The following is a 24,215-nucleotide window of genomic DNA, read 5'->3' as shown; positions in this document are numbered from 1 at the left end:
GCCGTCATAGTCGTTCACAATCCGACATACACTCATCCTCCCCCCCTCTACGCCCCCGCAAACGGAGTTGTGACCGGCTTAACACTCCGGCCGGTTCTGTGGCATCCGGCACATAATCAACAGGCTATTTTTGTAAGCCAGATCACAAACTTGGCATTGGTGTGGAACTTTTGTACCCCGTGTATTCCTGCTCATCCTCCCGGCTCCTCCCCCATGAAAAACCTTGTTACGGATGATTACCGGCTGATTACAAACGCGCATCCTCACCACCAATTATTCACCACATAAATTATTGGCAGAAAGGAGTCTTGCATGGCGGGCGTTACGCTGCGGCACGTACATAAAGCCTACGGTGAAACCGTTATCTCCAAAGACATTAACCTCGCTATCGACGACGGGGAGTTTGTGGTGTTTGTCGGGCCGTCGGGCTGCGGGAAATCGACCCTGCTGCGGATGATTGCCGGGCTGGAGGAGATCACCTCCGGGGACCTGCTGATTGGTGAAAAACGCATGAATGAGGTGCCGCCCGCTGAGCGCGGCATCGGCATGGTGTTTCAGTCCTACGCCCTTTACCCCCACCTGTCGGTGGCAGACAACATGTCGTTTGGCCTGAAGCTGGCCGGCACCAAAAAAAGCCTGATCGGCCAGCGGGTCAATCAGGTGTCAGAAATCCTGCAACTGGCGCACCTGCTGGAGCGCCGCCCGAAAGCGCTCTCCGGCGGCCAGCGCCAGCGTGTCGCCATCGGCCGCACGCTGGTGGCAGAGCCGGACGTCTTCCTGCTGGATGAGCCGCTCTCCAACCTCGACGCCGCGCTGCGGGTGCAGATGCGCATTGAGATTTCACGCCTGCATAAGCGCCTGAAGCGCACGATGATTTACGTCACCCACGATCAGGTCGAGGCGATGACCCTGGCCGACAAAATCGTGGTGCTGGACGCCGGGCGCGTGGCGCAGGTGGGCAAGCCGCTGGCGCTTTACCACTACCCGGCCAACCGGTTTGTCGCCGGGTTTATCGGCTCGCCGAAGATGAACTTCCTGCCGGTGAAGGCGATTGCCGCCGAGGCGGAACGGGTACAGGTAGAACTGCCGAACCGCCAGCTGGTCTGGCTGCCGGTGGCCGGGCAGGGTGTGCAGCCCGGCAGCAACCTTTCGCTCGGCATCCGGCCGGAGCACCTGCTGCCGAGCGACGTCTCGGAAGTGACGCTCGCCGGTGAGGTGCAGGTAGTCGAGCAGCTGGGCAACGAGACCCAAATCCATATCCAAATCCCTGCGCTGCGTCAGAACCTGGTCTACCGCCAGAATGACGTCGTGCTGGTAGAAGAAGGTGCAACATTCGCTATCGGCCTGCCGCCGCATCGCTGTCATCTGTTCCGTGAGGATGGCTCGGCATGCCAACGGCTGCATGACGAGCCGGGCGTTTAAAGCACGCACATGCCATCAGGCAAATCCATAACAGGAGATTTTAGATGTCTACTCTGCGCATTGTACCTCTGGCACTGGCGGTTGCAGCCGGTGTGATCTCTACTCAGGCGGCGGCGGTTGATTTCACCGGCTACGCGCGTTCCGGCATTGGCTGGAGCGGCAGCGGCGGTGAGCAACAATGTTTTCAGGCGACCGGCGCCCAGAGCAAGTACCGTCTCGGTAACGAGTGCGAAACCTATGCTGAACTGAAACTCGGCCAGGAAGTGTGGAAAGAGGGCGACAAGAGCTTCTACTTCGACACCAACGTGGCCTACTCCGTTTCCCAGGAGAATGACTGGGAAGCCACTGAACCGGCCTTCCGTGAAGCCAACATCAAAGGGAAAAACCTGATCGACGCCCTGCCGGGTGCCACCATCTGGGCCGGTAAGCGCTTCTACCAGCGCCATGACGTGCACATGATCGACTTCTACTACTGGGACATCTCCGGCCCGGGTGCCGGCCTGGAAGATATCGATCTCGGCTTCGGCAAACTTTCGCTGGCGGCCACCCGCAACACCGAAAGCGGCGGCTCCATCGGCTATATCAATAATGACCGTGAAGAAGTCCCGACCTCCAACGACGTGTTTGACGTGCGCCTGGCAGGCCTCGCCGTAAACCCGGGCGGTACGCTGGAACTCGGCCTCGACTACGGCCGCGCCAATGCGCGTGACGGCTACTCGCTGGACGACAACGCCAGCAAAGACGGCTTCCTGGTCACCGCTGAGCACGTCCAGAGCTACATGGACGGCTTCAACAAATTTGTGCTGCAGTACGCGACCGACGGCATGAGCACCAACAACGCCAACGCCGGGCATTCGCAGGGCGCACTGGTGAATAACGACGGCCATATGATCCGCGTGCTGGACCACGGCGCCATCACCCTGGCAGAAAAATGGGACCTGATGTACGTCGCCATGTATCAGGACGTTGACCGCGATAACAACAACGGCACCACCTGGTACACCGTGGGTGTGCGCCCAATGTACAAATGGACGCCGATCATGAGCACCCTGCTGGAAGTGGGCTATGACAACGTGAAATCGCAGGAGACCGGCGACCGCAACAGCCAGTACAAAGTCACCCTGGCGCAACAGTGGCAGGCGGGTAACACCATCTGGTCACGCCCGGCGATCCGTGTGTTTGCCACCTACGCCAAATGGGATGAGAAATGGGGTTATGACGATGCCGGTACGGCAATGCGTGACACCGACCTGACCACCTTCAGCCGCGGCGATGATGACGAAGTCACCTTCGGTGCGCAGATGGAGATCTGGTGGTAACACCGCGCGCCGCCGGGCAAACCCGGCGGCCGTGACCGCGCCTGCAAGGCCGGTCAGCCTGTTATGGATGGTTTCAGAGATTAGCCGGCGCAGTGCATTGCCTGCCTGACGCCGGCGCTCCCGTTCCACAAAAAGGGTTTCATCATGAAAAAAACACTGCTTTCCCTCTGCCTTACCCTGAGCATCGGGGCGATGGCACCGATGGCGGCACACGCCATCTCCCTGACCTCTTCACCTTCCCCGGCGGTATCCAGTGATGTCTCTACCGCCCCAACGATTTCCGCTGAGGCGTTGCAGCAGCTCCCCTGGGTGCCGCTGGTACCGCCTGCCAATGAAACCATTACCCTGAGCGGCAGCAGCAGCCGCATCAACCAGGGCGATGTGCAGGGCGCCGTGGCGGCCTTTGCCCTGCCTGCCGATCGCGGCTCGCTGGAGATCCGGCTGAGCAGCGTGGCAGAGAACCGCTCGGTCTATGCGCCGAACGTGCTGGTGCTGGACGAACAGATGCGCCCGGCAGCCTTTTACCCCAGCAGCTATTTCCCCTATCAGCAGCCGGGCGTGATCTCCAGCGACCGGCTGGAAGGCACACTGAAACTGACCCCGGCACTGGGCCAGAAGCAGATCTACCTGCTGGTCTACACCACCCGGCAGGATCTGGCGCGCACCACCCAGATGGTGGACCCGGCCAAAGCCTATGCGGCAGGCGTCGGTAATGCGGTGCCGGACATCCCCGATCCGGTGGCACGCCACAGTGACGGCGGTACGTTGAAAATCAAAATCAGCGCTGAACAGCAGTCCGGCAATATCATGATTGGGCAGGCGTTTACCGCCCCGGCCCCGGCACCGGTGGTGGTCGGTAACACGGCGCGGCCGGCCCCGGCAGCACCAGCGCCCGCGGCGGCCCCGGCCAAACCCACGGAGCCGATGCTCAACGACACCGAAAGCTACTTTAATCAGGCCATTACCAAAGCCGTGAAAGCCGGTGAGATTGATAAAGCCCTGAAACTGCTGGATGAAGCGGAACGCCTCGGTTCGAAAACCGCGCGTCAAACATTTATCGGCAGCGTGAAAGGCAAGGGGTAACTCCCCACGCCGCCGGTTGTGGCTGGATGATTGGTGCGCCCAGGCGCACCTTTTTTCGTGGCCGCCTGGTAGCCGGGCCCCGTGCTGGTATTGCCGCCAGGTTAGTAGCTTGTTAACACACCCATTCCCCCCAGCCTTTTCTGCGTTACAATAGCGCCCTGTGATTTTCCAGCCCGCTTTAAAAGGGTACCCATGCCTGACGCGCTCCTGATTCCTGCTTCCCTGCACTGGCTCGCCCCGGATGATCCGGTGCCGCCCCACATTGCCGACTGGCTGGGCGAAATCGGCTCCATGACCCGGCGCTTTGAACAGCATTGCCGGGAGGTGACGGTGCAGCCGGTGCAGGAGGGCTTCATCAGCCGGGCGCACCTGCGGCCGGAAGAGGCCGCCGCCTTGCCCGACAGCCCGCGCTACTGGCTGCGCGAAATTGTGCTGCTGGGCGACGGCGTGCCCTGGTTGCTGGGGCGCACGCTGATCCCGGAAGAGACGCTGACCGGGCCGGATCGCGCGCTGGTGGACCTCGGCACCGTGCCGCTGGGGCGTTACCTGTTCGGCGGCGCGGCGTTGACGCGTGACTACATCCATTTCGGCCTGACGAAAGGGGACAGCGGCCTGCCGGGCGAAGGCGGCACGGCCAGCTGGGTGCGGCGCTCGCGCCTGCGCCTGTCGGGCAAGCCCTTGCTGCTCACGGAACTTTTTCTTGCGGACGCACCGGTCTACCGTGCGCCGCAGCCAACACACCAGGAGGGGAGATAAGGTGGAGGCAACTGTAATGCAGAGCAAATGGCGGGCATATTGCCGCCTGATGCGGATTGATAAACCGATTGGTTCCCTGCTGCTGCTGTGGCCGACCCTCTGGGCGCTGTGGCTGGCGGCCGGGGGGGTGCCGTCGCTGAAGCTGCTGCTGGTGTTTGTGCTGGGGGTATTTTTCATGCGCGCCGCCGGGTGCGTGGTGAATGACTACGCCGACCGCAAATTTGACGGCCATGTGAAGCGTACCGCCGGGCGGCCGCTGCCGAGCGGGCAGATCACCTCCGGGCAGGCCAAGCGGCTGTTTGCAGGGCTGGTGCTGATTTCCTTCGGGCTGGTATTAACCCTGAACGGCATGACGATTGCCCTGTCGCTGGTGGCGCTGGCATTGGCCTGGATGTACCCGTTTATGAAGCGGGTGACGCACCTGCCGCAGGTGGTGCTGGGCGCGGCGTTTGGCTGGGCGATCCCGATGGCGTTCTCCGCGGTTGGGGAGAGCCTGCCGCTGACCTGCTGGCTGCTGTTCATCGCCAACCTCTGCTGGACGGTGGCCTACGACACGCAATACGCAATGGTTGACCGGGATGATGACCTGAAGATTGGCGTGAAATCCACCGCCATTTTGTTCGGCGCACAGGACAAGCTGATCATCGGCCTGCTGCAACTGGCGACGCTGGGGTTGATGGTGGCGGTAGGCCGGCTGATGCAGCTTGGCGCGGTCTATTATGGCGGGCTGGTGCTGGCCGGGGCGCTGTTTGTGTACCAGCAGAAGATGATTGCCGGGCGCCAGCGCGATCTCTGTTTCCGGGCATTTTTGAACAATAACGCAGTGGGGATGGTGCTGTTCCTCGGCATTCTGGCGAGTTACCCGCCGTTCAGCGGTTAGCCGCAGGCTTTCCCGGCCACCCCGAAAACGGGTAACACGGCGCAAAGCGGCAAAGCGGCAAAGTGGCAAAGTGGCAAAGTGGCAAAGTGGCAACGCGGTAAACACCGGCTATCCGGTGAACACCAACAACACGGCGAATGCCAACAACATGGCGAACACCAATAAAAAAGGGCACTGCGAACAGTGCCCTTTTTGCTGCCTGCGGCCCGGCAAGGCGGGCAAGGCGCGATCAGTTGGCGTCCGGGTCGGCCGCCGCCTGGGTTTCCGCCGCCACCAGCAGTGCGTCGGCCGGGGTCATCACGCTTTCAATCGTCAGGCGCACTTCCGGCGTCATCAGGTCGCTCAGCATGTTATAGACCGCCAGCGTATGCTCCTGGATCGCGTCACCCACATCGTTGATGTAGCCTTCGGCGCGCAGCGTCCCGACCAGCGTCGAGAAGACCGCCTTGTCGAAGAACTCCGGCGCGTTGATGCCGTGCAGCACGGAGAGGCGTTGCGCCATGATCCGGCTCTCTTTCTCCAGCGCGCCCCGGCTGATGCTGGGGTTGGCGCTGAGCAGCGAGAGGGTAATGGCGTAGCGTTGCAGCGTCTCACGCACCCCGGCGGCCAGCAGTTGCAGCGGGCGGATGCGGGTCGGGTTGATCGCCAGCTCGTCGCGGTCGGTGATGATCAGGTGCTGGCGCGCCAGCTCATCGCAGAGCGTGTCGAGCACCGCCGGTAACTGCTCCTTGGTGATGTGCAGGAACAGTTCCGCTTTCACCATCGGGTAGATCAGGCCAATCTGGCGCAGCAGCTCCGCCCGGCTGACGCGGCGGTGGTGCATCACAATACTGGCAATCAGCGACGGCAGCACCAGCAGGTGGTGGATGTTGTTACGGTAGTAGGTCATCAGCACTGCCTGCTCACGCGGCAGGATGATGATGTCACCGATGTTGTCCTTCTCCACCTGGAACTTGTTCATCTTCAGCGCGTGGTCCAGCAGTTCCGCCGGGGTCTGGTCCGGTACCGTGACATCCCCGGCATAGGGCACATTGCGCATCAGTTGCAGGTAGCACTCCAGCTGCTCCAGCAGCTGTTCACGGGTCAGTGACCGCTGGCGGGAGGCGAGCAGGGCGGTGGAGCAGAGGTTCATGGCGTTGGCGGCGGCCGCATTGTTGATGCGCACCATGATCTTGTCCGCCAAATCCTGCACCGTCGGCGTCAGCCAGCTTGGGCGCTGCGCCTCAATCGGGTCGATGGCGTCACGCCAGGTCGGGACATGCTGGTTCAGGTAGGTGGTCAGGGGCAGCGGTTCGCCGAAGTTCACATAGCCTTCACCCAGGTTACGCAGCTTGCGCAGGCCACGCAGCATCTGCAACAGGCTCTCTTTCTCTTTGGTCGCGCCGCGCAGCTCTTTGGCGTAAGTGCCCACTTCCATCACATGCTCATACCCGATGTAGATCGGCACCAGCGTGATCGGGCGGGTGCCGCCGCGCAGCATCGCCTGAATGGTCATCGCCAGCGTGCCGGTTTTCGGCTCCAGCAACCGGCCGGTACGGGAGCGCCCGCCCTCTACAAAGTATTCCACCGAGTAACCACGGGTGAACAGCTCGCCCAGGTATTCGCGGAACACGGTGGAGTAGAGCTTATTGCCCTTGAAAGTCCGGCGGATAAAGAACGCGCCGAGGCGGCGGAAAATCGGGCCGGCCGGCCAGAAGTTCAGGTTAATCCCGGCCGCGATGTGCGGCGGCACCAGCCCCTGGTGGTAGAGCACGTAAGAGAGCAGCAGGTAGTCCATGTGGCTGCGGTGGCACGGCACATAGACGATCTCCTGGCCGTCCTGCGCCAGCTGGCGCACGCGCTCGGCGTTACTGACGTTGATGCCCTGATAGAGGCGGTTCCACGTCCAGCTCAGCACACGGTCAGAGAGGCGCACCGTCTCGTAGGAGAAGTCAGCGGCGATCTCTTCCATCAGCGCGATGGCGTTCTGCTGCGCCTTGTCATGGGAGATCTTTTTGCTGCGCGCCTCATCTTCCACCGCTTTTTCAATCGCTTTGGACGCGAGCAGCTTATTGAACAGATCCTGGCGGGCGGGCAGGCGCGGGCCGACGGCGGCCAGCCGCTGGCGGGCGAAATGCATCCGCGCAACGCGCGCCAGCTTCTGCGCGATAGTCTTGTCGGTGCCGTGCTCGGTGGCCATATAGCGCAGCGACACGGTATTAGAGAAGCGGACGAAGCTGTCGCGCCCCAGCCAGAGCACGGCAAAAAACTTCTGGATGCCGTTCAGCAGGCGCAGGTGCGGCATCATCTGCCCCTCGCCCTCGCGCCCCGGCGAGCGGCCGAACATCACCGACACCGGCAACATCTGGATGTCGAGCGTCGGGTTGCTGCGGTGCAGGTCGAGGTAGTCGTGGAACAGTTTCACCGACTCATGCTGCGGGGTGTAGTAACGGAAGAACCGCGGCCCCTGGCCGATAAACACATGGCTCGGCAGCAGATGGCCGTCAATCTCCAGCGGAATCAGCGGATCGGGCAGGTTCTGCGCCAGGCACTGCTGGCGGAGGGTAAGCAGATCCGCATCCGAATCATAGGGCAATACATAAAGTATCGGCCGGGTCGGGTCCAGGCGGAACTCCGTGACCGGATCGGCAGGGATCACTTTGCTTCTTACCAATAATTTGAGCGGTAAGTTTAAAAGGGAGTAATAAAGTTTGCGCCAACCTGACATAAAAATGTGAAGCCTCATAGTAGCAATGCGCCGCAAGGATAGCAGAAAGCCGCATGGAGATCTTTCGTGCCGAGCAGGGGAATTCCCGCTAAAATGTTGTTAATTCATCCTAAGGTGCAGAAAATATGGCAAATCAGACGACCGGGTTGATCCGCATCTACAAAGCTGCCGGCTACTCGGTAAAAGGAGTGATCGCGGCCTGGAAAAATGAAGCCGCTTTCCGGCAGGAAGCCATTGTGGTCATCCCGGCTATGTTACTGGCTTTCTGGCTGGATGTGAGCACCGTCGAGCGCATTCTGATGGTCTGTTCACTGGGGCTTATCCTCATCGTTGAAATTATCAACAGCGCCATTGAAGCCATTGTTGACCGTATCGGGCCGGAACTTCATCCGCTCTCCGGCCGCGCCAAAGATTTAGGCTCGGCGGCCGTTGCGCTGGCTATCATACTGACACTTTTCGTCTGGGCAATGGTGCTGCTGCCACGATTGTTCTGAGTTGCGATGTTTTACGCAAAAGTAACCTGTAAAGCAGGTAAATCGCGTCATAAGCGGGCTTTTTCTCGTTTGTGCGGTTTTCAAGTGCGTGATAGCTGTATATACTCCCAGCAAGACTGTATAAACAACCAGGGGGCGGGATGAAAGCATTAACAGCCAGACAGCAAGAGGTCTATGACCTTATTCGCGACCATATTTCTCAGACCGGCATGCCGCCAACGCGTGCTGAAATTGCGCAGCGTCTGGGTTTCCGCTCACCCAACGCCGCCGAAGAGCACCTCAAGGCGCTGGCGCGTAAAGGGGTGATTGAGATCGTTTCCGGTGCCTCACGCGGCATCCGCCTGCTGATGGAAGAGGAAGACGGCCTGCCGTTGATTGGCCGGGTAGCCGCCGGTGAGCCGCTGCTGGCCCAGCAACATATTGAGAGCCATTATCAGGTTGATCCGGCCATGTTTAAGCCGAACGCCGATTTTCTGCTGCGCGTCAGCGGCATGTCGATGAAAGACATCGGCATTCTGGATGGTGACCTGCTGGCAGTGCACAAAACGCAGGATGCGCGCAACGGCCAGGTGGTGGTAGCGCGTATTGATGACGAAGTGACTGTCAAGCGTTTGAAAAAGCAGGGGAACATCGTTCACCTGCTGCCGGAAAACAAAGAGTTTTCCCCGATTGTGGTTGATCTGCGCCAGCAGGCTTTCTCTATTGAAGGGCTGGCCGTGGGCGTGATCCGCAACGGCGACTGGAGCTGACCAGTCAGGGGCGCGGTTAACGGATCGGCCGCGCTTATACAGTCCTCCAGCTGTACCTCATCGCCCCTTTATTGGGGCGATGTCGTTTCCGGCATTCCGCATGCCGGTATGTTTACGCCTGCGAGATAAGTGAGCCATTCTGATGCGACGTACTGTTGCTGCCTGTTTTGGACAAACTGACCGGGATCTCTGGCGGCTGGCGCTGCCGATGATCTTTTCTAATATCACTGTGCCGCTGCTCGGGCTGGTGGACACCGCCGTGATCGGCCATCTCGACAGCCCGGACTACCTGGGCGGGGTGGCGGTGGGCGCGATGGCGACCAGCTTCTTGTTTATGCTGCTGCTGTTCCTGCGGATGAGCACCACCGGCATGGCGGCGCAGGCGTTTGGCGCGCAGAGCCCCGCCCGCCTGGCGCGCGCCTTTATCCAGCCGTTGCTGCTGGCGTTGCTGGCCGGGCTGGCGATTCTGCTGTTGCGCCATCCGTTGATCGATCTCCTGCTGAACATCGTGCTCGACCTCTGGCTGGTGATGGGCCTGCACTGGAACGTGCGCGGCGCGGCCTGGGCCACGGTGACGGCAGAGTACGCCACGCTGCTGCTCGGCCTGTGGCTGGTGTGGCGGGTGATGCAGCGGCGCGGTATTGGCTGGCCGCTGCTGAAGCAGGGCTGGCACGGCGACCTGCGGCGGTTGCTGACGCTGAACCGCGACATCATGTTGCGCTCGCTGCTGTTACAGCTCTGCTTCGCCTCATTGACGATTATCGGTGCCCGGCTGGGCAGTGAGATAGTGGCGGTCAATGCGCTGCTGATGAATCTGCTGACCTTCACCGCCTACGCGCTGGACGGCTTTGCCTACGCGGTGGAAGCCCACTCCGGCGAGGCGTTCGGCGCACGCAACCGCGAACGGCTGCTCGCGGTGTGGTATGCCGCCTGCCGGCAGGCGGGCATGGTAGCGCTGGGGTTTGCCGCCATCTACGCGCTGTTCGGCATGCAGATTGTCCATGCGCTGACGTCGCTGCCCGCCTTACGGCAACTGGCGCAACACTATCTGGGCTGGCAGGTGGTGTTGCCGCTGGCCGGGGTCTGGTGTTATCTGCTGGATGGGATGTTTGTCGGGGCGACGCGAGGCCGGGAGATGCGTAACAGCATGGCGGTCGCCGCCGCCGGTTACGGCCTGACCCTGCTGGCGCTGCCGTGGCTGGGCAACCACGCGCTGTGGCTGGCGCTGACGGTGTTCCTGGCCTTGCGCGGGGCGGCACTGGGGTGGGTCTGGCACCGCCACCAGCAGCGTGATAGCTGGTTTACGGCTGCCCCGGCCCCGCACTGATGGCGGTCGTGGAGGGCTGTATCCGCCCCACCTGCGCACGGACATATTGGTTTACACCTGCTGACAGTTATTATCACTCCCGGTTACCGCCTGTTTTCGTTGCGTTTTTATAGCGGTTACCCACCGTGCCGGGGCGTTTTTAAGGTTAATCTGACTGGAAAGACGCCCATAATCCGCATTACCTACTATAGTTATCTCTACGGCAGGCGCAGAGACAGCCATAAATACCAGGCTGACACCAGCACCCACGGGTTTTGTGAAGGATGAATTCTGAACCCGGTAAACAGGTTTCCTGCCGTGAGTATCGGTAACAGGCGGTGGCATAGTGTCCATCACGCCTCATCTGAATGAGATTGAGATAAGGAGATTACGATGAATAAAGATCAAGCCGGCGGTAACTGGAAACAGTTTAAAGGCACCGTAAAAGAGAAATGGGGCAAGCTGACGGATGACGACATGACGGTCATCGAAGGTAAACGCGATCAGCTGGTCGGTAAAATTCAGGAGCGCTACGGCTACGGCAAAGAGGCTGCTGAAAAAGAAGTGAAAACCTGGGAAGACAGCAACGACTACAAATGGTAGTTCGGCGATAAACACCGGGCGTACTTGTACGCTGTGGCGATAGCTGTCGCCTCCCCGTTCGGGCCTGCTCATTCCAGGCGTGATGCCACTCACGCCGGGGCAGGCCAGAAGTAAAGAATCCAAGGGCTCTTCTGCTGCTCCTACCCCGATAAGCGAAGAAGCGGATGATAAGGTACAAGGACGTACCCTTTCTTTACCCTGCCAGCCTTTCTTCTTTCTGAAATCCTTCTTGAAACCTCTGCCAACCGCCTGAAAACCTAACGCTTCTTAACGGCAATGCTGTGATCGTGTTCACAGGCGTGCTGATCGTCGCAGGCTTCCACTTCCTTGCAGGGCGCGCACAGCCCATGAGCTTCCACCACGCTGTGGCGCAGGGTAAAGCCGGAGACCTGGGCCAGTTTCATCAGAATTTCTTCAATCCCTTCGGTGGTTTTTTCCGTGACCTGGCCGCAGCGGTCACAAATAAACATCGCGGATGCGTGGGTCGGTTCTTCAAAGTGGTGGCAAAGCACATAACTGTTGGCGGACTCGACCCGGTGGATAAAGCCTTGCTCCAGCAGGAAATCCAGGGCGCGATACACCGTGGGGGGTTTGGCCTGCGGTTCCGATTCACGCAGCAGATCCAGCAGGTCATACGCACTGATTGCGCCGGGCTGAAGCGCCATCAGGCGCAGCACTTCCAGTCGCTGGGGGGTCAGGCGCACATTGCGCTGCTGGCACAGCTGCTCAGCCTGAGCAAGGAGCTTTTCCTGGTTTGGGGAATCCTGGATGGAAGAGTTCATGGCAAATGTCCCGGCACAAAAGAAGGGAGGATTTTACCACGTTTAGTGCAAATCGACGAACCTCCCGGCAGAAGGGCGGCGTGGCCTGTTAAATCGCCGCAATCGCTGTACAATAGGCGCTTGCCTGCGGCGATGCGCCGCTGTGTTGTGCCTGTTGCTGACAGGCGATCTTTTGACCTTCCGGAACCGCCCAATCTCGTTATGACAACTTCACGCACCGCGCCGACCCGTCCGGCACACACTTTTTCTGTGGCGCCCATGCTCGACTGGACCGATCGCCACTGCCGCTATTTTCACCGTTTACTGAGCCGCCAGACGCTGCTCTATACCGAAATGGTGACCACCGGGGCCATCATCCACGGCAAAGGTGACTACCTGGCGTACAGCGAGGCGGAGCACCCGGTGGCGCTGCAACTGGGCGGCAGTGACCCGGCCGCACTGGCGCACTGCGCGAAGCTGGCAGAGGAACGGGGTTACGACGAAGTAAACCTGAACGTCGGTTGCCCCTCTGACCGGGTGCAGAACGGCATGTTCGGCGCCTGCCTGATGGGGCAGGCCGGGCTGGTGGCGGACTGCATCAAAGCGATGCGCGACGTGGTCTCGATTCCGGTCACGGTCAAAACCCGCATTGGCATTGACGATCAGGACAGCTACGCCTTCCTGTGTGACTTTATCGATACGGTCTCCGGGCGCGGCGAATGTGAGATGTTCACCATCCATGCGCGCAAAGCCTGGCTCTCCGGCCTCAGCCCGAAAGAGAACCGCGAGATCCCGCCGCTGGATTACCCGCGCGTTTATCAACTGAAACAGGATTTCCCGCACCTGACGGTCGCGATCAACGGCGGGGTAAAAACGCTGGACGAAGCGAAAGCGCACCTGAATCACCTGGACGGCGTGATGATGGGCCGCGAAGCCTACCAGAACCCGGGCATCCTGCTGCAGGTTGACCGCGAAATTTTCGGCAGTGATGAAGAGCTGCGCGCCGGGATGGACGTGGTGCGGGCGCTCTATCCGTACATTGAAGCGGAACTGGCGCGCGGCACCTACCTCGGCCACATTACCCGCCACATTCTCGGCTTGTTCCAGGGTATTCCGGGTGCGCGCCAGTGGCGCCGCTACCTGAGCGAAAACGCCCATAAAGCCGGGGCGGACGTAGACGTGGTAGAGCGCGCCCTGCAATGCGTAATCGCCCCGCACGGCAGCGTATAGCCGGCAGGATGTCGTTATAGTTAATAAGGTGTAGTCAGTTTCGCCACTGTTTCGCGCTTTCCACCAACACCCGCCGCCAGCCGCTGCGGGTGTTTCGTTTTATCAGTGACTTAGCAAAGCCAGGAGTTGGCACGCTTCTTGTAATATCCGGGAAGACCTTTTTCTTTCCGGAGCCTTGCCATGATCGAGCTTTTCTTTGTTATCGGCTTCTTTGCCATGCTGTTATTTACCGGCGTTTCGCTGATCGGCATTGTGGCGGCGCTGGTGGTTGCCACCCTGTTTATGATGGTCGGCGGCTTGTTCACAATGGTTATAAAATTGTTACCGTGGTTGCTGCTGGCGGTCGTGATCGTGTGGATTTATCGCGCAACGCAGAAGCCAAAACTACGCCGCTATTAACGGAACCCGTAACGGCAGCGCATGGTTGCTCAAAAAATAGCGTTACATTTCAGGGTGGTAAATCGTCGGTTAGGTAACAGGATAGTGAAAAAATCTGCTGACCTGGGGCGCTAATCTGCGGTGACGATCACAGCCCGGCAGATTTCCTGGTGTTTTAGGACATTATCCATATTTTTTAACAAAGCGGGCTGTTAGGATGTGTCCAGCTTTCCATTACCGGCTGTGCCGCGGCCTGTAATAACGGATTCATCCAGCCTGATGGGATAGACAATAGTCGCTGAAGTGACACCATCCTCCAGGTTTGCCGCTGTAACCCTACTGCTACAGTGTATGAATTATCGTGAAAGCGTTTATCGTTACGCGATAGCATCAGAGGGCTTCTTCGGAAGCCCTCTTTGCTTTTCTGGGAGGGCGGTCAGTGGCCGGGAATCAGCAGGCTGGAACCCTGCGTGCGGCGGCTTTGCAGCAGTTCATGAGCACGCTTCGCTTCGGAAAGCGGGAACTTCTGGCTTTCCGGCACCTCCACATGAATCGCCCCGCTGGCCAGCATGGCGAACAGCTCCTGGCTGGCACTCAGCAGCTCCTGGTAATTCGTGACATAACCGTTAAGCGACGGGCGGGTGACAAACAGCGAGCCTTTCTGGTTCAGGATGCCGAGATCCACCCCGGTCACCGGGCCGGACGCGTTGCCGAAGCTCACCATCAGGCCGCGGCGTTTCAGGCTGTTGAGGGAATCCAGCCAGGTCTCTTTGCCCACCGAGTCAAACACCACGCCCACTTTTTCACCCTGCGTCAGCTCCGCCACGCGCGCCGCGATGTCCTCCCGCTGGGAGTTGATCACCGCCCAGGCCCCGGCCTGTTTCGCCCGTTCGGCTTTCTCATCACTGCTCACGGTGCCGATCAGTTTCGCGCCCAGCGCTTTCGCCCACTGGCAGGCGATAAGCCCGACGCCCCCGGCCGCCGCATGGAACAGGAACACTTCGCCCGGCTGCACTTCGTGGGTCTGGCGCAGCAGGTAGTAGACGGTCAGCCCTTTCAGGAATGAGGCCGCCGCCAGCTCGAAGCTTATCCCCTGCGGCAGCGGCGCGGCCTTGTCTGCCGGCACGTTGTGCACCTCGCTGTAGGCCCCCAGCCCCGATTGCGCATACACCACGCGGTCGCCCGCTTTCAGGTGGCTGACGCCCCGGCCAACTTTGGTGACCACGCCCGCCGCCTCGGTGCCCAGCCCGGAGGGCAGGGTGGCCGGGGCATACAGGCCGCTGCGCACATAGGTGTCAATGTAGTTGATGCCGATTGCCCGGTTCTCCACCTGAATTTCCTGATCGCCGGGGTCGGCCGGGGTAAAGTCCACATATTCCAGCACGTCCGGCCCGCCGGTGGCGGAAAACTGAATGCGTTTAGCCATGTCACTCTTCTCCGTTAAGGGTTTCCTTCACGCTACGCCAAAGCGGGGCACCTTTCCAGCCTGTGCTTTTCACAATACCGCAGAGGGATAGTGCAGAAAGCACTAAGAGAATTGAGTATACTGACGCGTCGAATTTCTGCTGCGCCTGCCGCAGCCCTCCTCACAGGCAGGAACCCTTTACCCCAGGAAACAAATCTACCCATGTCAGCCAAAAAACCCTTCAGCAAACCCACCGAAACCCGAGACCGCCAGATGGAAGGGCTGAAACTCCCACCGCACTCGCTGGAGGCGGAGCAGTCCGTGCTGGGCGGGTTAATGCTGGACAACGAACGCTGGGACAACGTATCAGAGCGCGTGGCGGCGAACGATTTCTTCAGCCGCCCGCACCGGTTGATCTTCACCGAGATGCAGCGCCTGCTGGAGATGAGCAAGCCGATTGACCTGATCACGCTCTCGGAATCGCTGGAGCAGCGCGGCGATCTGGAGTCGGTGGGCGGCTTCGCTTACCTGGCGGAGCTCTCTAAAAACACGCCGAGCGCTGCCAACATTTCCGCCTATGCCGACATCGTGCGCGAGCGTGCGGTGGTGCGTGAGATGATCTCGGTGGCCAATGAGATCGCCGACGCGGGCTACGACCCGCAAGGCCGCAGCAGTGAAGACCTGCTCGATCTCGCCGAGTCGCGCGTGTTCCAGATTGCGGAAAACCGTGCCAACAAGGATGAAGGGCCGAAAAGCATTGACCAGATCCTGGAAGCGACCGTGTCGCGCATTGAGTCGCTTTACCAGACGCCGCACGACGGCGTCACCGGCGTGGATACCGGCTACCAGGATCTCAACAAAAAAACCGCCGGTTTGCAGAAATCGGATCTGATCATCGTGGCGGCGCGTCCGTCGATGGGTAAAACCACCTTCGCCATGAACCTGTGCGAAAACGCCGCGATGTTGCAGGAGAAACCGGTGCTGATCTTCAGCCTGGAGATGCCCGGCGAGCAGCTGATGATGCGTATGCTGGCGTCGCTCTCCCGCGTGGACCAGACGCGCATCCGTACCGGCCAGCTCGATGATGAGGACTGGGCGCGCATCTCCAGCACCATGGGCATCCTGCTGGAAAAACGCAACATGTACATCGATGACTCCTCCGGCCTGACGCCGACCGAGGTGCGCTCCCGCGCGCGCCGCGTGTTCCGCGAGCACGGCGGTCTGAGCATGATCATGATCGACTACCTCCAGCTGATGCGCGTGCCGTCGCTCTCTGACAACCGCACGCTGGAGATCGCCGAGATCTCCCGCTCGCTGAAGGCGCTGGCGAAAGAGTTGCAGGTGCCGGTGGTGGCGCTGTCGCAGCTTAACCGCTCCCTGGAGCAGCGCGCCGACAAGCGCCCGGTCAACTCCGACCTGCGTGAATCCGGCTCCATCGAGCAGGATGCGGACCTTATCATGTTCATCTACCGTGATGAGGTCTACCACGAGAACAGTGACCTGAAAGGCATCGCGGAGATTATCATTGGTAAACAGCGTAACGGCCCGATTGGCTCAGTGCGGCTGACCTTTAACGGCCAGTGGTCGCGCTTTGACAACTACGCCGGCCCGCAATACGACGACGAATAACGGCACCCCCTCACTAAGGAAGAGACATGAAAGCGGCAACCGCGGTGATTGACCGCCGCGCCCTGCGGCATAACCTGCAACAGGTGCGCCGTCTGGCCCCGCAAAGCCATCTGGTGGCCGTGGTCAAAGCCAATGCCTACGGGCATGGGCTGCTGGAAACGGCGCACACCCTGCAAGACGCCGACTGCTACGGCGTGGCGCGCATCGGCGAGGCGCTGACCCTGCGCTCCGGCGGCATCGTGAAACCGATCCTGCTGCTGGAGGGCTTCTTCAGTGCGGATGACCTGCCGGTGCTGGTGGCGAATAACATCGACACCGCCGTGCACAGCGAGGAGCAGCTTCAGGCGCTGGAACAGGCGGATCTGCCGCGGCCGGTGAAAGTCTGGATGAAGCTCGACAGCGGCATGCACCGCCTCGGTGTGCGCCCGGAGGAGGCGGAGGCCTTCTACCGCCGCCTGTGCGCCTGCCGCAACGTCAGCCGGCCGGTCAACATCATGAGCCACTTCAGCAGCGCGGATGAGCCGGAAAAGCGCACCACGCTTGACCAGCTCGCCTGTTTTGACCGCTTCGTCCAGGGCAAACCGGGCGAACAGTCGATCGCCGCGTCCGGCGGCATTCTGCTGTGGGCGGACGCGCACCGGCACTGGGTGCGGCCCGGTATTGTGCTGTACGGCGTGTCGCCGCTGGCGCAGGGCCAGGCCGCAGACCACGGTTTCCACCCGGCGATGACGCTGAAAGCCAGCCTGATCGCAGTGCGGGAACACCGCGCCGGTGAGCCGGTCGGCTATAACGGCATCTGGCAGAGTGAGCGTGACACCCGCCTCGGTGTGATCGCCATCGGCTACGGTGACGGCTACCCGCGCAGCGCGCCGACCGGCACGCCGGTGTGGATCAACGGGCGCGAGGTGGCGATTGTCGGCCGGGTGTCGATGGACATGATCTCGGTCGATCTCGGCCCGGATGCCCAGGATCGGGTCGGGGATGATGCGATCCTCTGGGGCGACGTGCTGCCGGTTGAGCGCGTGGCCGCCGCGACCGGCATCAGCGCCTATGAACTGATTACCAAACTGACATCGCGCGTGGCGATGGAGTACCTGGAAGAATAGATGGCTTCCGGTGAGTGAAAATTTTCCCAGGCGGCCCCGAGCCGCCTGTTTATTTATCCCCTTTAACGCTTTTTATTTCCCGCCGTGCGCCCCCTCTTATCGATCTTTATCCGCGTAGCTTGCTTTCCTCCCTATCAGGGCATTTTTATTAATTACATTAGCGGCTTGAATTTAACATGATAAAACCGGGATGATTAACAGGCGTAACCAGTCAGCAGGGGAATGATTAAGTTTATTTTTTGCGTCACGATTAAATTATTAATAGCCGTTCCGCTTATGCGGATAAAAATGTGAAGTGAGCCTGATTTTTATTCCCGGTTAATGTCTCTAAACTTTTCACAGAAATAGAGCGTTAATTGAAATAAGGATAAAATTAAGACTTTATTAATTTTTAAAAAACAAGTAGTTGCTGTAGCTTGATAAAAGATTTCTTGTGCCGGTGCGCGCCGTGCAGAGAAATTAACACAGCACAGAAAACGGCGTTAAAAATAAACAGTGACGTTTGACAGCATTAATTAAAGACTATACGTTTATGGTCAGATAAATCTTGTTACGTTTACCTTTTCTTGTGGTGCCGGGCGGTGCCGGCTATTCATCGCCTTTATATGCAGTGGTCTGTTTTCCAGAAGCGGCCGGAATTAACCGGTCGCTTATTCCCGTGTGAGTGCGTGCTGATAAAGACGCGGGCCAGCTTTATTTTAAATTCGGTAAACAGGGTGGGATATAACAATGAACCTTTCCTCCGGCACGTCTCTTCTTGGGGCGGTGCGCGCGCATCGCTGTCTGTTGCTGTGCACCGCATGGCTGCAAATTTTCCTTCAGCTGTTACTTATGTTGCTGCCGCTCCAGGCACGCGCCGCCCCCGCCCCCCGGCCGGGCGTGCAGCTGGAGGAGCAGACCCTCAGCCGCGCCAGTATGTACACCCTGCAGCCCGGTGAAAATGCGACGCTGGTGGCCCAGCGTAAACACCTGACCCTGGACGACCTCTGGAAACTGAACCAGTACCGCCAGCCCAACCGCGAGGCGATGCTGCGTCTCAGCGGCGGCGATATTCTGCTGATCCCGATGAGTGAGCGCGATCAGGCGCTGCCGCAACTGGGCGGCACCCCGCTCAGTGAGGAAAAAGCGCCGGATGAGCGCGTCTTCGCCCAGCAGGCCAAAGCCTTCGGCCAGGCCACCGGCGGCCGCTACAGCAACGGTGACGCTGCCCAGAACTTTGTGCAGGCGCAGGCCGCGCAGGCCGCCACCTCCACCGTAGAGGGCTGGCTCAGCCAGTTCGGCACCGTGCGCGCCAACCTGGCGGTGGCTGACGGCAGTGACCTCGACAGCAGCTCGCTGGATATGCTCTCCCCGCTCTGGCAGAGCCGCTCACGCATCTTCTTCACCCAGTTCGGCGTGCGTGACGTCAGCGACCGGGTGATCGCCAACCTCGGCTTCGGCCAGCGCCACTTTACCGACAACGGCTGGATGTTCGGTTACAACGCTTTCTACGACCAGGAAATCACCAACAATAATGCCCGCATGGGGCTGGGGCTGGAGGCGTGGCGCGACTACCTGAAACTCTCCACCAACGTCTATATGCGCCTCACTAACTGGGTGGATTCCAAAGAGCTGGAAGATTATGAGGAGCGCCCGGCCAACGGCTGGGACGTGATGGCGCAGGGCTATATTCCGGCCTATCCGCAGGTGGGCGGCAAACTGGCGTATGAACAGTACTACGGTAACAGCGTGGCGCTGTTCGGCATCGACAACCGGCAGAAAGATCCGCACGCCATCACCGTTGGGGTGAACTACACCCCGGTACCGCTGGTGAGTTTCGGTGTGGACTACCGCCAGGGCAAAGGCGGGATGGACGACACCCGCTACAGCATGATGTTTAACTACACCTTCGGCGTGCCGTGGGATGAACAGGTCTCGTCAGAAAATGTGGCGCTGAAGCGCAGCCTGGCGGGCAGCCGGCTTGATCTGGTGGACCGCAACAACGAGATCGTGATGGAGTTCCGCAAAAAGATCCTGATCACCCTCGGCCTGCCGCCGGAAATCAGCGGCCGCAGCGGGCAGTTGTATGACATCGGCTATACCCTGCAATCGAAATATGCGCTGTCACGCATTGAGTGGCAGCAGAGTGAACTGGTGGCCGCGGGCGGCGCGGTGGTCGATCTCGGCGGCGGGCGCTATCAGGTGAAAATGCCGTCGTTCAAATATGACGGCAGCCCGAACAGCTACCCGCTTTCCGGCATCGCGGCGGACAGCAAAGGCAACCGCTCCAATAGCGCCTCGTCGCTGATCACCGTAAACGGCGCGGCGATCGATAATGTGAAATCCACCACCACCGCCACCCCCACCGACATTATGGCCGACGGCCAGAGCACCTCGCTGGTGGAGGTGAAAGTGGTGGACACCGAGGGCAATCCGGTCTCCGGGCTGGGGGCCGACCTGAAATTCTCCCTGGCGGAAACCCTCACCGACAGCAGCACCCAACCGGCGATCGCAGCCCGGCTCGGCAACGTCAATGAAACCGCGCCGGGCGTCTATCAGGTGCTGCTCACCGCCGGCAACAACCCCGGCAGTGTGGTGGTGACGCCGTCAGTAGGTGAGGTGACACTGGCTGCCGTTACGGTGAATGAAACCGTGGCAGTGCGTAATGCACGGATCGTCAGCCTGACGGTGAATAAGAACCGGGCGATCGCCAACGGGGAAGACCCGGTTATCTACAGCGCCCGCGTACTGGATGACAACGATCAGCCAGTGAAGGGGGTACTGGTGCGCTGGGCCACCTCGCTCGGTGAGGATGCCGCGCCGGCCAGCACCACCAATGAAGAGGGCATTGCCACCGTGACGCTGACCAGTACCCAGGCCGGGGTGGCAATAGAGAGTGCGCAGGTGAGCCTGGCGGGGCAACCAACGGGTTCCGAGCCGGTGCAGGCACCGCCGGTGCTGTTCGTGCCGGATGCCGCCACCGCCACCTTCAGCCAGATAACCGAAGATAAAACCCAGGCGCTGGCCAACGGCGCGGACGCTGTCACCCTCACCGTGACGGTGGTGGATGCCAACGGCAACCTGATCCCGGCGCAGACCGTGAACTGGGCGACCACGCTCGGCAATATGTCTGCCGGGAGCACCACCACCGGCGCAAACGGCACCAGCAGTATTACGTTGACCAGTGCGGCGGCGGGCAGTGCGCTGGTGTCGGCGCGGCTCGGCAATAATGCGGCGATCACTGCTGATCCGATCACCTTCAGCGGCGATCCGTCCACCGCGGTGGTCAGCACGCTGACGCCGGATAAGCTCACCGCCATCGCCAACGGCAGTGACCCGGTGACCTACGACGCGCTGGTGCTGGACGCCAATAACAACCCGGTAAGCGGTGTGGCGATCACGCTGAACACCGATCGCGGCACGCTGGCGGCACCCACCGGCGTCACCAACGCCCAGGGGCATTACCTCACCACGCTGACCAGTACCGAACGCGGCGAGGCGATTGTCTCTGCCACCATCCCGAACCAGCCGGCAAAAACCGCGCAGACCGTGACCTTTACCGCCGATACCAGCAGCGCCACCGTCACCGCACTCACCGTGGATAAACGACTGGTACTGGCGAACGGCACCGATCAGGCGATCTACACCGCGACGGTGACCGATGCGCAGGGCAACCCGGTGGCTAACCAGACCGTGAGCTGGACGACCAATTTCGCCACGCTCTCCGCGCCCACCAGCACCACCGGGCCGGACGGCACCGCCACCATCACCCTCACCAGCCTGCAAGCCGGGGCAGCCGTGGTGAATGCGCAAGTCGGCAGCAGTGCCGCCAGGGTGGCGGAAGAGGTAACCTTTACCGGCGACCCGGCCACCGTCACCATCGCCAGTATCTCGCATGACAAATCCACTGCGCTGGCAAACGGCAGCGACACCATCACCTATACCGCCAACGTCCGGGACATCAATGATAACCCGGTGCCCGGGCAGACGGTGACCTTCACCACCAACCTCGGCACGCTGGGTACCCTCACCGCAGTGACAAACGCCGCCGGGCAGGCACAGACCACGGCGACCAGCACGGTAGCGGGCACGATTAATGCCGGGGCCTCGCTGGCGAACGGTGCATCCATTACCGCGACCCCGGCGGCCTTTACCGCCGACCCCTCCACCGCGCGGATAAGTACGGTGACGGTGGACAGAACCACGGCGCTGGCGAACGGCAGCGATGCCGTGACCTACACCGCGACCGTGACTGACGCCAATAATAACCCGCTCTCTGATATCGCGGTAAATTGGGCCACCACCCTCGGTACCCTGGCGGGCGCGCAGAGCAGCACCGGCGCGGATGGGCTGGCAACCATCACCCTGAGCAGCACCACCGCCGGGCCGGCGCAGGTTAACGCGCAGCTCAGCGGCGGCACAGCCTCGGCCGCACCGGTGGTGACCTTCGCAGCAGATGCCGGGACGGCGCAGATCACCTCGCTCACAGTGGACAAAACCACGGCAGTGGCGAACGGCACCGACCCGCTGACCTACACCGCCACCGTCGCGGATGCCAACGGCAACCTGCTGGCCAACCAGACGGTAACGCTGGTCACCGATCGCGGCACCTTCGGCAGCGGCGGTACCGGGCAGACCAACGCCGCCGGGCAGGTGGTGCTGCCGCTGGTGAGCACCCAGGCGGGGCCGGTGGCGGTCAGCGGCAGCGTCAACGGCGGAACGGCAGTGGGTGCCCCAGCGGCCGCCTTTATCGCTGACGCCTCTACCGCCAACATCGCCAGCCTGACGGTAGACCGCACCACCGCGATTGCCAACGGCAGCGACAGCGTGACTTACACCGCCACGGTGCTCGACGCCAACAGCAACCCGGTGGCGGATCAGGCGATCACCTGGAATAGCTCGCTCGGCACGCTCTCCGCCCCCGGCGGCAATACCGGCAGTGACGGCGTACTGACCGTGAGCCTGAGCAGCCTGGCGGCCGGGGTGGCGAACCTCACCGCGACCCTGAACGGCACGGCAACCGGGGCCGATCCGGTGACCTTCACGGCGGACATCTCCACCGCCGTGGTCACGGTGCAGGCCAATACCAGCACCGTCCCGGCAGATGGCGTCACGCCGGTTATCGTCACTGCCACAGTGCGCGATGCCAACAACAACGTGCTGCCGGATCTGCCGGTGACCTACACCACCGACTTCGGCCAGCTCTCGGTACCGGGCGGCACCACCGACGCCAACGGGCAGGTGACCTTCAACCTCACCAGCCAGCAGGCAGGCACGGCCACAGCAGTGGCGGCGCGCCTGAGTAACGGCGTGACCGGCACCGGCGGGCCGTACCAGTTCGTGCCGGATCTGAACACTGCGGTGGTCACACTGACGCCGTCCGGCAACGGCATCTACACCACCGACAGCGACAACCCGGTGGCGGTATCGGTGGTAGATGCATTCGGCAATCCGATTGTCGGTACTGTCACCCTGACGGCGGATAACCCCGCGGTGAGCGTTACCGGCAGCCCGGTAACGCTGGACGCAAGCGGCAACGGCACGGCCACCGTGCGCAGCGCCACTACGCTGCCCGCCGTGGTGCTCACGGCGACGCTGGACCCGAACCCGGCGAAAACCGCCGCTGCCAACGTCAGCTTCACCACGCCGATCGTGGTGGTGTCGCGTGAAGCGGTGGATGCCAACGGCGGCAATGCCAACGGCAAAACCTTCGGGCAGGGGCCGGGCATCGCCTGGCCGGGGGCGAGCTTCCACATCACGCTGGCCGGGGGATCGGGCAACCTGAGCTGGGCAAGCAGTAACCCGGCGTTAACGGTAGACAATGACGGCACCGTCACCTTCAACAGCAACCCCGGAGACGGCGCGCTCACCATTACCATCACCGACAACCTGACCCAGCAGGTGGTCACGGAGAACTGGAACTTCGTCAGCTGGTTCAACACTGCCGGTTCCAGTACGCAGGGCGATCATCCCACTGCGGTGGCCGCATGCGTAGGCAACGGTGGGTTGCCGACACTGGGCAATATGAGCAGCCTGGTCAGCTTGTGGGGCAATATGAGCGCCTATAACTGGGATACCTCCAGTGACTACTGGACCAATGAAAGCGATCTCTCGCAGGCCAACTACTACTTCGCGTCTGACCTCTCATTGGGCGTGCAGAATTCATACCCAGAAACCACCCCAGCGGCCTATGTATGCGGGGGTGAATAAGAATATCCCTGGCTGAAAGGGAAAAAAATGTACCTCTGCTGCCCTTCCACGCCCTCCCGTGGAAGGGCTTTTTTTGGCAAAACCGGGTGACCCGCGCGATCTTCCGGCCGCAAAATCCCCTGACGGTACACAGTTATGTGGGAAAAGCGGCGGCGACTCAGTGGGATCGCCCGTTTTCCGTTCCAGGCGTTAAAGACG

General features: G+C 61.0%; 17 protein-coding genes. 14 read left to right on the top strand and 3 right to left on the bottom strand.

Going from position 1 to position 24,215, the window contains the following annotated elements; genetic code table 11:
- Nucleotides 1-312 precede the first annotated feature (312 nt).
- From malK to ubiA, 5 genes are all read left to right on the top strand, one after another.
- Nucleotides 313-1,422 carry a maltose/maltodextrin ABC transporter ATP-binding protein MalK gene (gene malK / locus CYR55_RS21215; RefSeq protein WP_101818334.1) on the top strand — a complete coding sequence of 370 codons (1,110 nt, stop codon included), beginning with the start codon at nucleotides 313-315 and terminating at the stop codon, nucleotides 1,420-1,422.
- Nucleotides 1,423-1,466: 44 nt separating this feature from the next.
- Complete coding sequence (locus tag CYR55_RS21210; protein WP_101818333.1) at nucleotides 1,467-2,741, top strand: maltoporin; 1,275 nt, start codon at nucleotides 1,467-1,469, stop codon at nucleotides 2,739-2,741.
- Nucleotides 2,742-2,885: 144 nt separating this feature from the next.
- A complete protein-coding gene (malM, locus tag CYR55_RS21205) occupies nucleotides 2,886-3,824 on the top strand; it encodes a maltose operon protein MalM (protein WP_101818332.1) in 939 nt (312 codons plus the stop codon).
- A gap of 192 nt (nucleotides 3,825-4,016) precedes the next feature.
- Nucleotides 4,017-4,580, top strand: a complete 564-nt coding sequence (gene ubiC / locus CYR55_RS21200) for a chorismate lyase (RefSeq protein WP_101818331.1) — start codon at nucleotides 4,017-4,019, stop codon at nucleotides 4,578-4,580.
- Nucleotides 4,581-4,596: 16 nt separating this feature from the next.
- Entirely contained in the window at nucleotides 4,597-5,460 is an 864-nt protein-coding gene (gene ubiA, locus CYR55_RS21195; RefSeq protein WP_420912748.1) for a 4-hydroxybenzoate octaprenyltransferase, read from the top strand.
- A 229-nt stretch (nucleotides 5,461-5,689) separates the two neighbouring features.
- Here ubiA and plsB read toward each other — a convergent pair whose 3' ends face one another.
- Nucleotides 5,690-8,167, bottom strand: a complete 2,478-nt coding sequence (gene plsB, locus CYR55_RS21190; protein WP_101818329.1) for a glycerol-3-phosphate 1-O-acyltransferase PlsB — start codon at nucleotides 8,165-8,167, stop codon at nucleotides 5,690-5,692.
- 125 nt (nucleotides 8,168-8,292) lie between these two features.
- Here plsB and CYR55_RS21185 point away from each other — a divergent pair, with 125 nt between their 5' ends.
- The 4 genes from CYR55_RS21185 (at nucleotide 8,293) to CYR55_RS21170 (ending at nucleotide 11,319) form a co-directional block, all read left to right on the top strand.
- A complete protein-coding gene (locus CYR55_RS21185) occupies nucleotides 8,293-8,661 on the top strand; it encodes a diacylglycerol kinase (protein ID WP_101818328.1) in 369 nt (122 codons plus the stop codon).
- Between the two features lie 140 nt (nucleotides 8,662-8,801).
- On the top strand, nucleotides 8,802-9,410 hold the full coding sequence (gene lexA / locus CYR55_RS21180) for a transcriptional repressor LexA (RefSeq protein ID WP_101818327.1): 609 nt from the start codon (nucleotides 8,802-8,804) through the stop codon (nucleotides 9,408-9,410).
- Between the two features lie 142 nt (nucleotides 9,411-9,552).
- Nucleotides 9,553-10,737 (top strand): MATE family efflux transporter DinF, encoded by a 1,185-nt coding sequence (dinF, locus tag CYR55_RS21175; protein WP_101818326.1) that lies wholly within the window; start codon nucleotides 9,553-9,555, stop codon nucleotides 10,735-10,737.
- A 372-nt stretch (nucleotides 10,738-11,109) separates the two neighbouring features.
- Nucleotides 11,110-11,319, top strand: a complete 210-nt coding sequence (locus CYR55_RS21170) for a CsbD family protein (RefSeq protein ID WP_101818325.1) — start codon at nucleotides 11,110-11,112, stop codon at nucleotides 11,317-11,319.
- Between the two features lie 257 nt (nucleotides 11,320-11,576).
- Here the strand turns inward: CYR55_RS21170 and zur are convergent, their stop codons facing one another.
- Complete coding sequence (zur, locus tag CYR55_RS21165) at nucleotides 11,577-12,101, bottom strand: zinc uptake transcriptional repressor Zur (protein WP_101818324.1); 525 nt, start codon at nucleotides 12,099-12,101, stop codon at nucleotides 11,577-11,579.
- A 201-nt stretch (nucleotides 12,102-12,302) separates the two neighbouring features.
- Between zur and dusA the strand changes: the two genes are divergently transcribed.
- Nucleotides 12,303-13,310 carry a tRNA dihydrouridine(20/20a) synthase DusA gene (gene dusA / locus CYR55_RS21160; protein ID WP_101818323.1) on the top strand — a complete coding sequence of 336 codons (1,008 nt, stop codon included), beginning with the start codon at nucleotides 12,303-12,305 and terminating at the stop codon, nucleotides 13,308-13,310.
- 180 nt (nucleotides 13,311-13,490) lie between these two features.
- Nucleotides 13,491-13,709, top strand: coding sequence for an envelope stress response protein PspG (gene pspG / locus CYR55_RS21155; RefSeq protein ID WP_101818322.1), 219 nt, complete (start codon nucleotides 13,491-13,493; stop codon nucleotides 13,707-13,709).
- Between the two features lie 415 nt (nucleotides 13,710-14,124).
- Here the strand turns inward: pspG and CYR55_RS21150 are convergent, their stop codons facing one another.
- The gene (locus tag CYR55_RS21150) at nucleotides 14,125-15,114 is read right to left on the bottom strand and encodes a quinone oxidoreductase (RefSeq protein WP_101818321.1); all 990 of its coding nucleotides are present in this window, start codon (nucleotides 15,112-15,114) and stop codon (nucleotides 14,125-14,127) included.
- A 201-nt stretch (nucleotides 15,115-15,315) separates the two neighbouring features.
- On the opposite strand from CYR55_RS21150, the gene dnaB reads away from it, so the two are divergent.
- From dnaB to CYR55_RS21135, 3 genes are all read left to right on the top strand, one after another.
- Entirely contained in the window at nucleotides 15,316-16,722 is a 1,407-nt protein-coding gene (gene dnaB / locus CYR55_RS21145; protein ID WP_101818320.1) for a replicative DNA helicase, read from the top strand.
- A gap of 26 nt (nucleotides 16,723-16,748) precedes the next feature.
- Nucleotides 16,749-17,828, top strand: coding sequence for an alanine racemase (gene alr / locus CYR55_RS21140; RefSeq protein WP_101818319.1), 1,080 nt, complete (start codon nucleotides 16,749-16,751; stop codon nucleotides 17,826-17,828).
- A gap of 831 nt (nucleotides 17,829-18,659) precedes the next feature.
- A complete protein-coding gene (locus CYR55_RS21135; RefSeq protein WP_165699639.1) occupies nucleotides 18,660-24,017 on the top strand; it encodes an Ig-like domain-containing protein in 5,358 nt (1,785 codons plus the stop codon).
- The last annotated feature ends 198 nt before the right edge of the window (nucleotides 24,018-24,215 follow it).

It is taken from the genome of Chimaeribacter californicus, from assembly GCF_002858675.1.
Classification (GTDB): Bacteria; Pseudomonadota; Gammaproteobacteria; order Enterobacterales; family Enterobacteriaceae; genus Chimaeribacter; species Chimaeribacter californicus.
This window is presented reverse-complemented; position numbering and strand designations above follow the sequence as displayed.

Excerpts from the sequence above, each read along its gene's own strand:
- malK (WP_101818334.1), top strand. The coding sequence starts at position 313 with ATGGCGGGCGTTACGCTGCGGCACGTACATAAAGCCTACGGTGAAACC.
- CYR55_RS21210 (WP_101818333.1), top strand. The coding sequence starts at position 1,467 with ATGTCTACTCTGCGCATTGTACCTCTGGCACTGGCGGTTGCAGCCGGT.
- malM (WP_101818332.1), top strand. The coding sequence starts at position 2,886 with ATGAAAAAAACACTGCTTTCCCTCTGCCTTACCCTGAGCATCGGGGCG.
- ubiC (WP_101818331.1), top strand. The coding sequence starts at position 4,017 with ATGCCTGACGCGCTCCTGATTCCTGCTTCCCTGCACTGGCTCGCCCCG.
- ubiA (WP_420912748.1), top strand. The coding sequence starts at position 4,597 with ATGCAGAGCAAATGGCGGGCATATTGCCGCCTGATGCGGATTGATAAA.
- plsB (WP_101818329.1), bottom strand. The coding sequence starts at position 8,167 with ATGTCAGGTTGGCGCAAACTTTATTACTCCCTTTTAAACTTACCGCTC.
- CYR55_RS21185 (WP_101818328.1), top strand. The coding sequence starts at position 8,293 with ATGGCAAATCAGACGACCGGGTTGATCCGCATCTACAAAGCTGCCGGC.
- lexA (WP_101818327.1), top strand. The coding sequence starts at position 8,802 with ATGAAAGCATTAACAGCCAGACAGCAAGAGGTCTATGACCTTATTCGC.
- dinF (WP_101818326.1), top strand. The coding sequence starts at position 9,553 with ATGCGACGTACTGTTGCTGCCTGTTTTGGACAAACTGACCGGGATCTC.
- CYR55_RS21170 (WP_101818325.1), top strand. The coding sequence starts at position 11,110 with ATGAATAAAGATCAAGCCGGCGGTAACTGGAAACAGTTTAAAGGCACC.
- zur (WP_101818324.1), bottom strand. The coding sequence starts at position 12,101 with ATGAACTCTTCCATCCAGGATTCCCCAAACCAGGAAAAGCTCCTTGCT.
- dusA (WP_101818323.1), top strand. The coding sequence starts at position 12,303 with ATGACAACTTCACGCACCGCGCCGACCCGTCCGGCACACACTTTTTCT.
- pspG (WP_101818322.1), top strand. The coding sequence starts at position 13,491 with ATGATCGAGCTTTTCTTTGTTATCGGCTTCTTTGCCATGCTGTTATTT.
- CYR55_RS21150 (WP_101818321.1), bottom strand. The coding sequence starts at position 15,114 with ATGGCTAAACGCATTCAGTTTTCCGCCACCGGCGGGCCGGACGTGCTG.
- dnaB (WP_101818320.1), top strand. The coding sequence starts at position 15,316 with ATGTCAGCCAAAAAACCCTTCAGCAAACCCACCGAAACCCGAGACCGC.
- alr (WP_101818319.1), top strand. The coding sequence starts at position 16,749 with ATGAAAGCGGCAACCGCGGTGATTGACCGCCGCGCCCTGCGGCATAAC.
- CYR55_RS21135 (WP_165699639.1), top strand. The coding sequence starts at position 18,660 with ATGTTGCTGCCGCTCCAGGCACGCGCCGCCCCCGCCCCCCGGCCGGGC.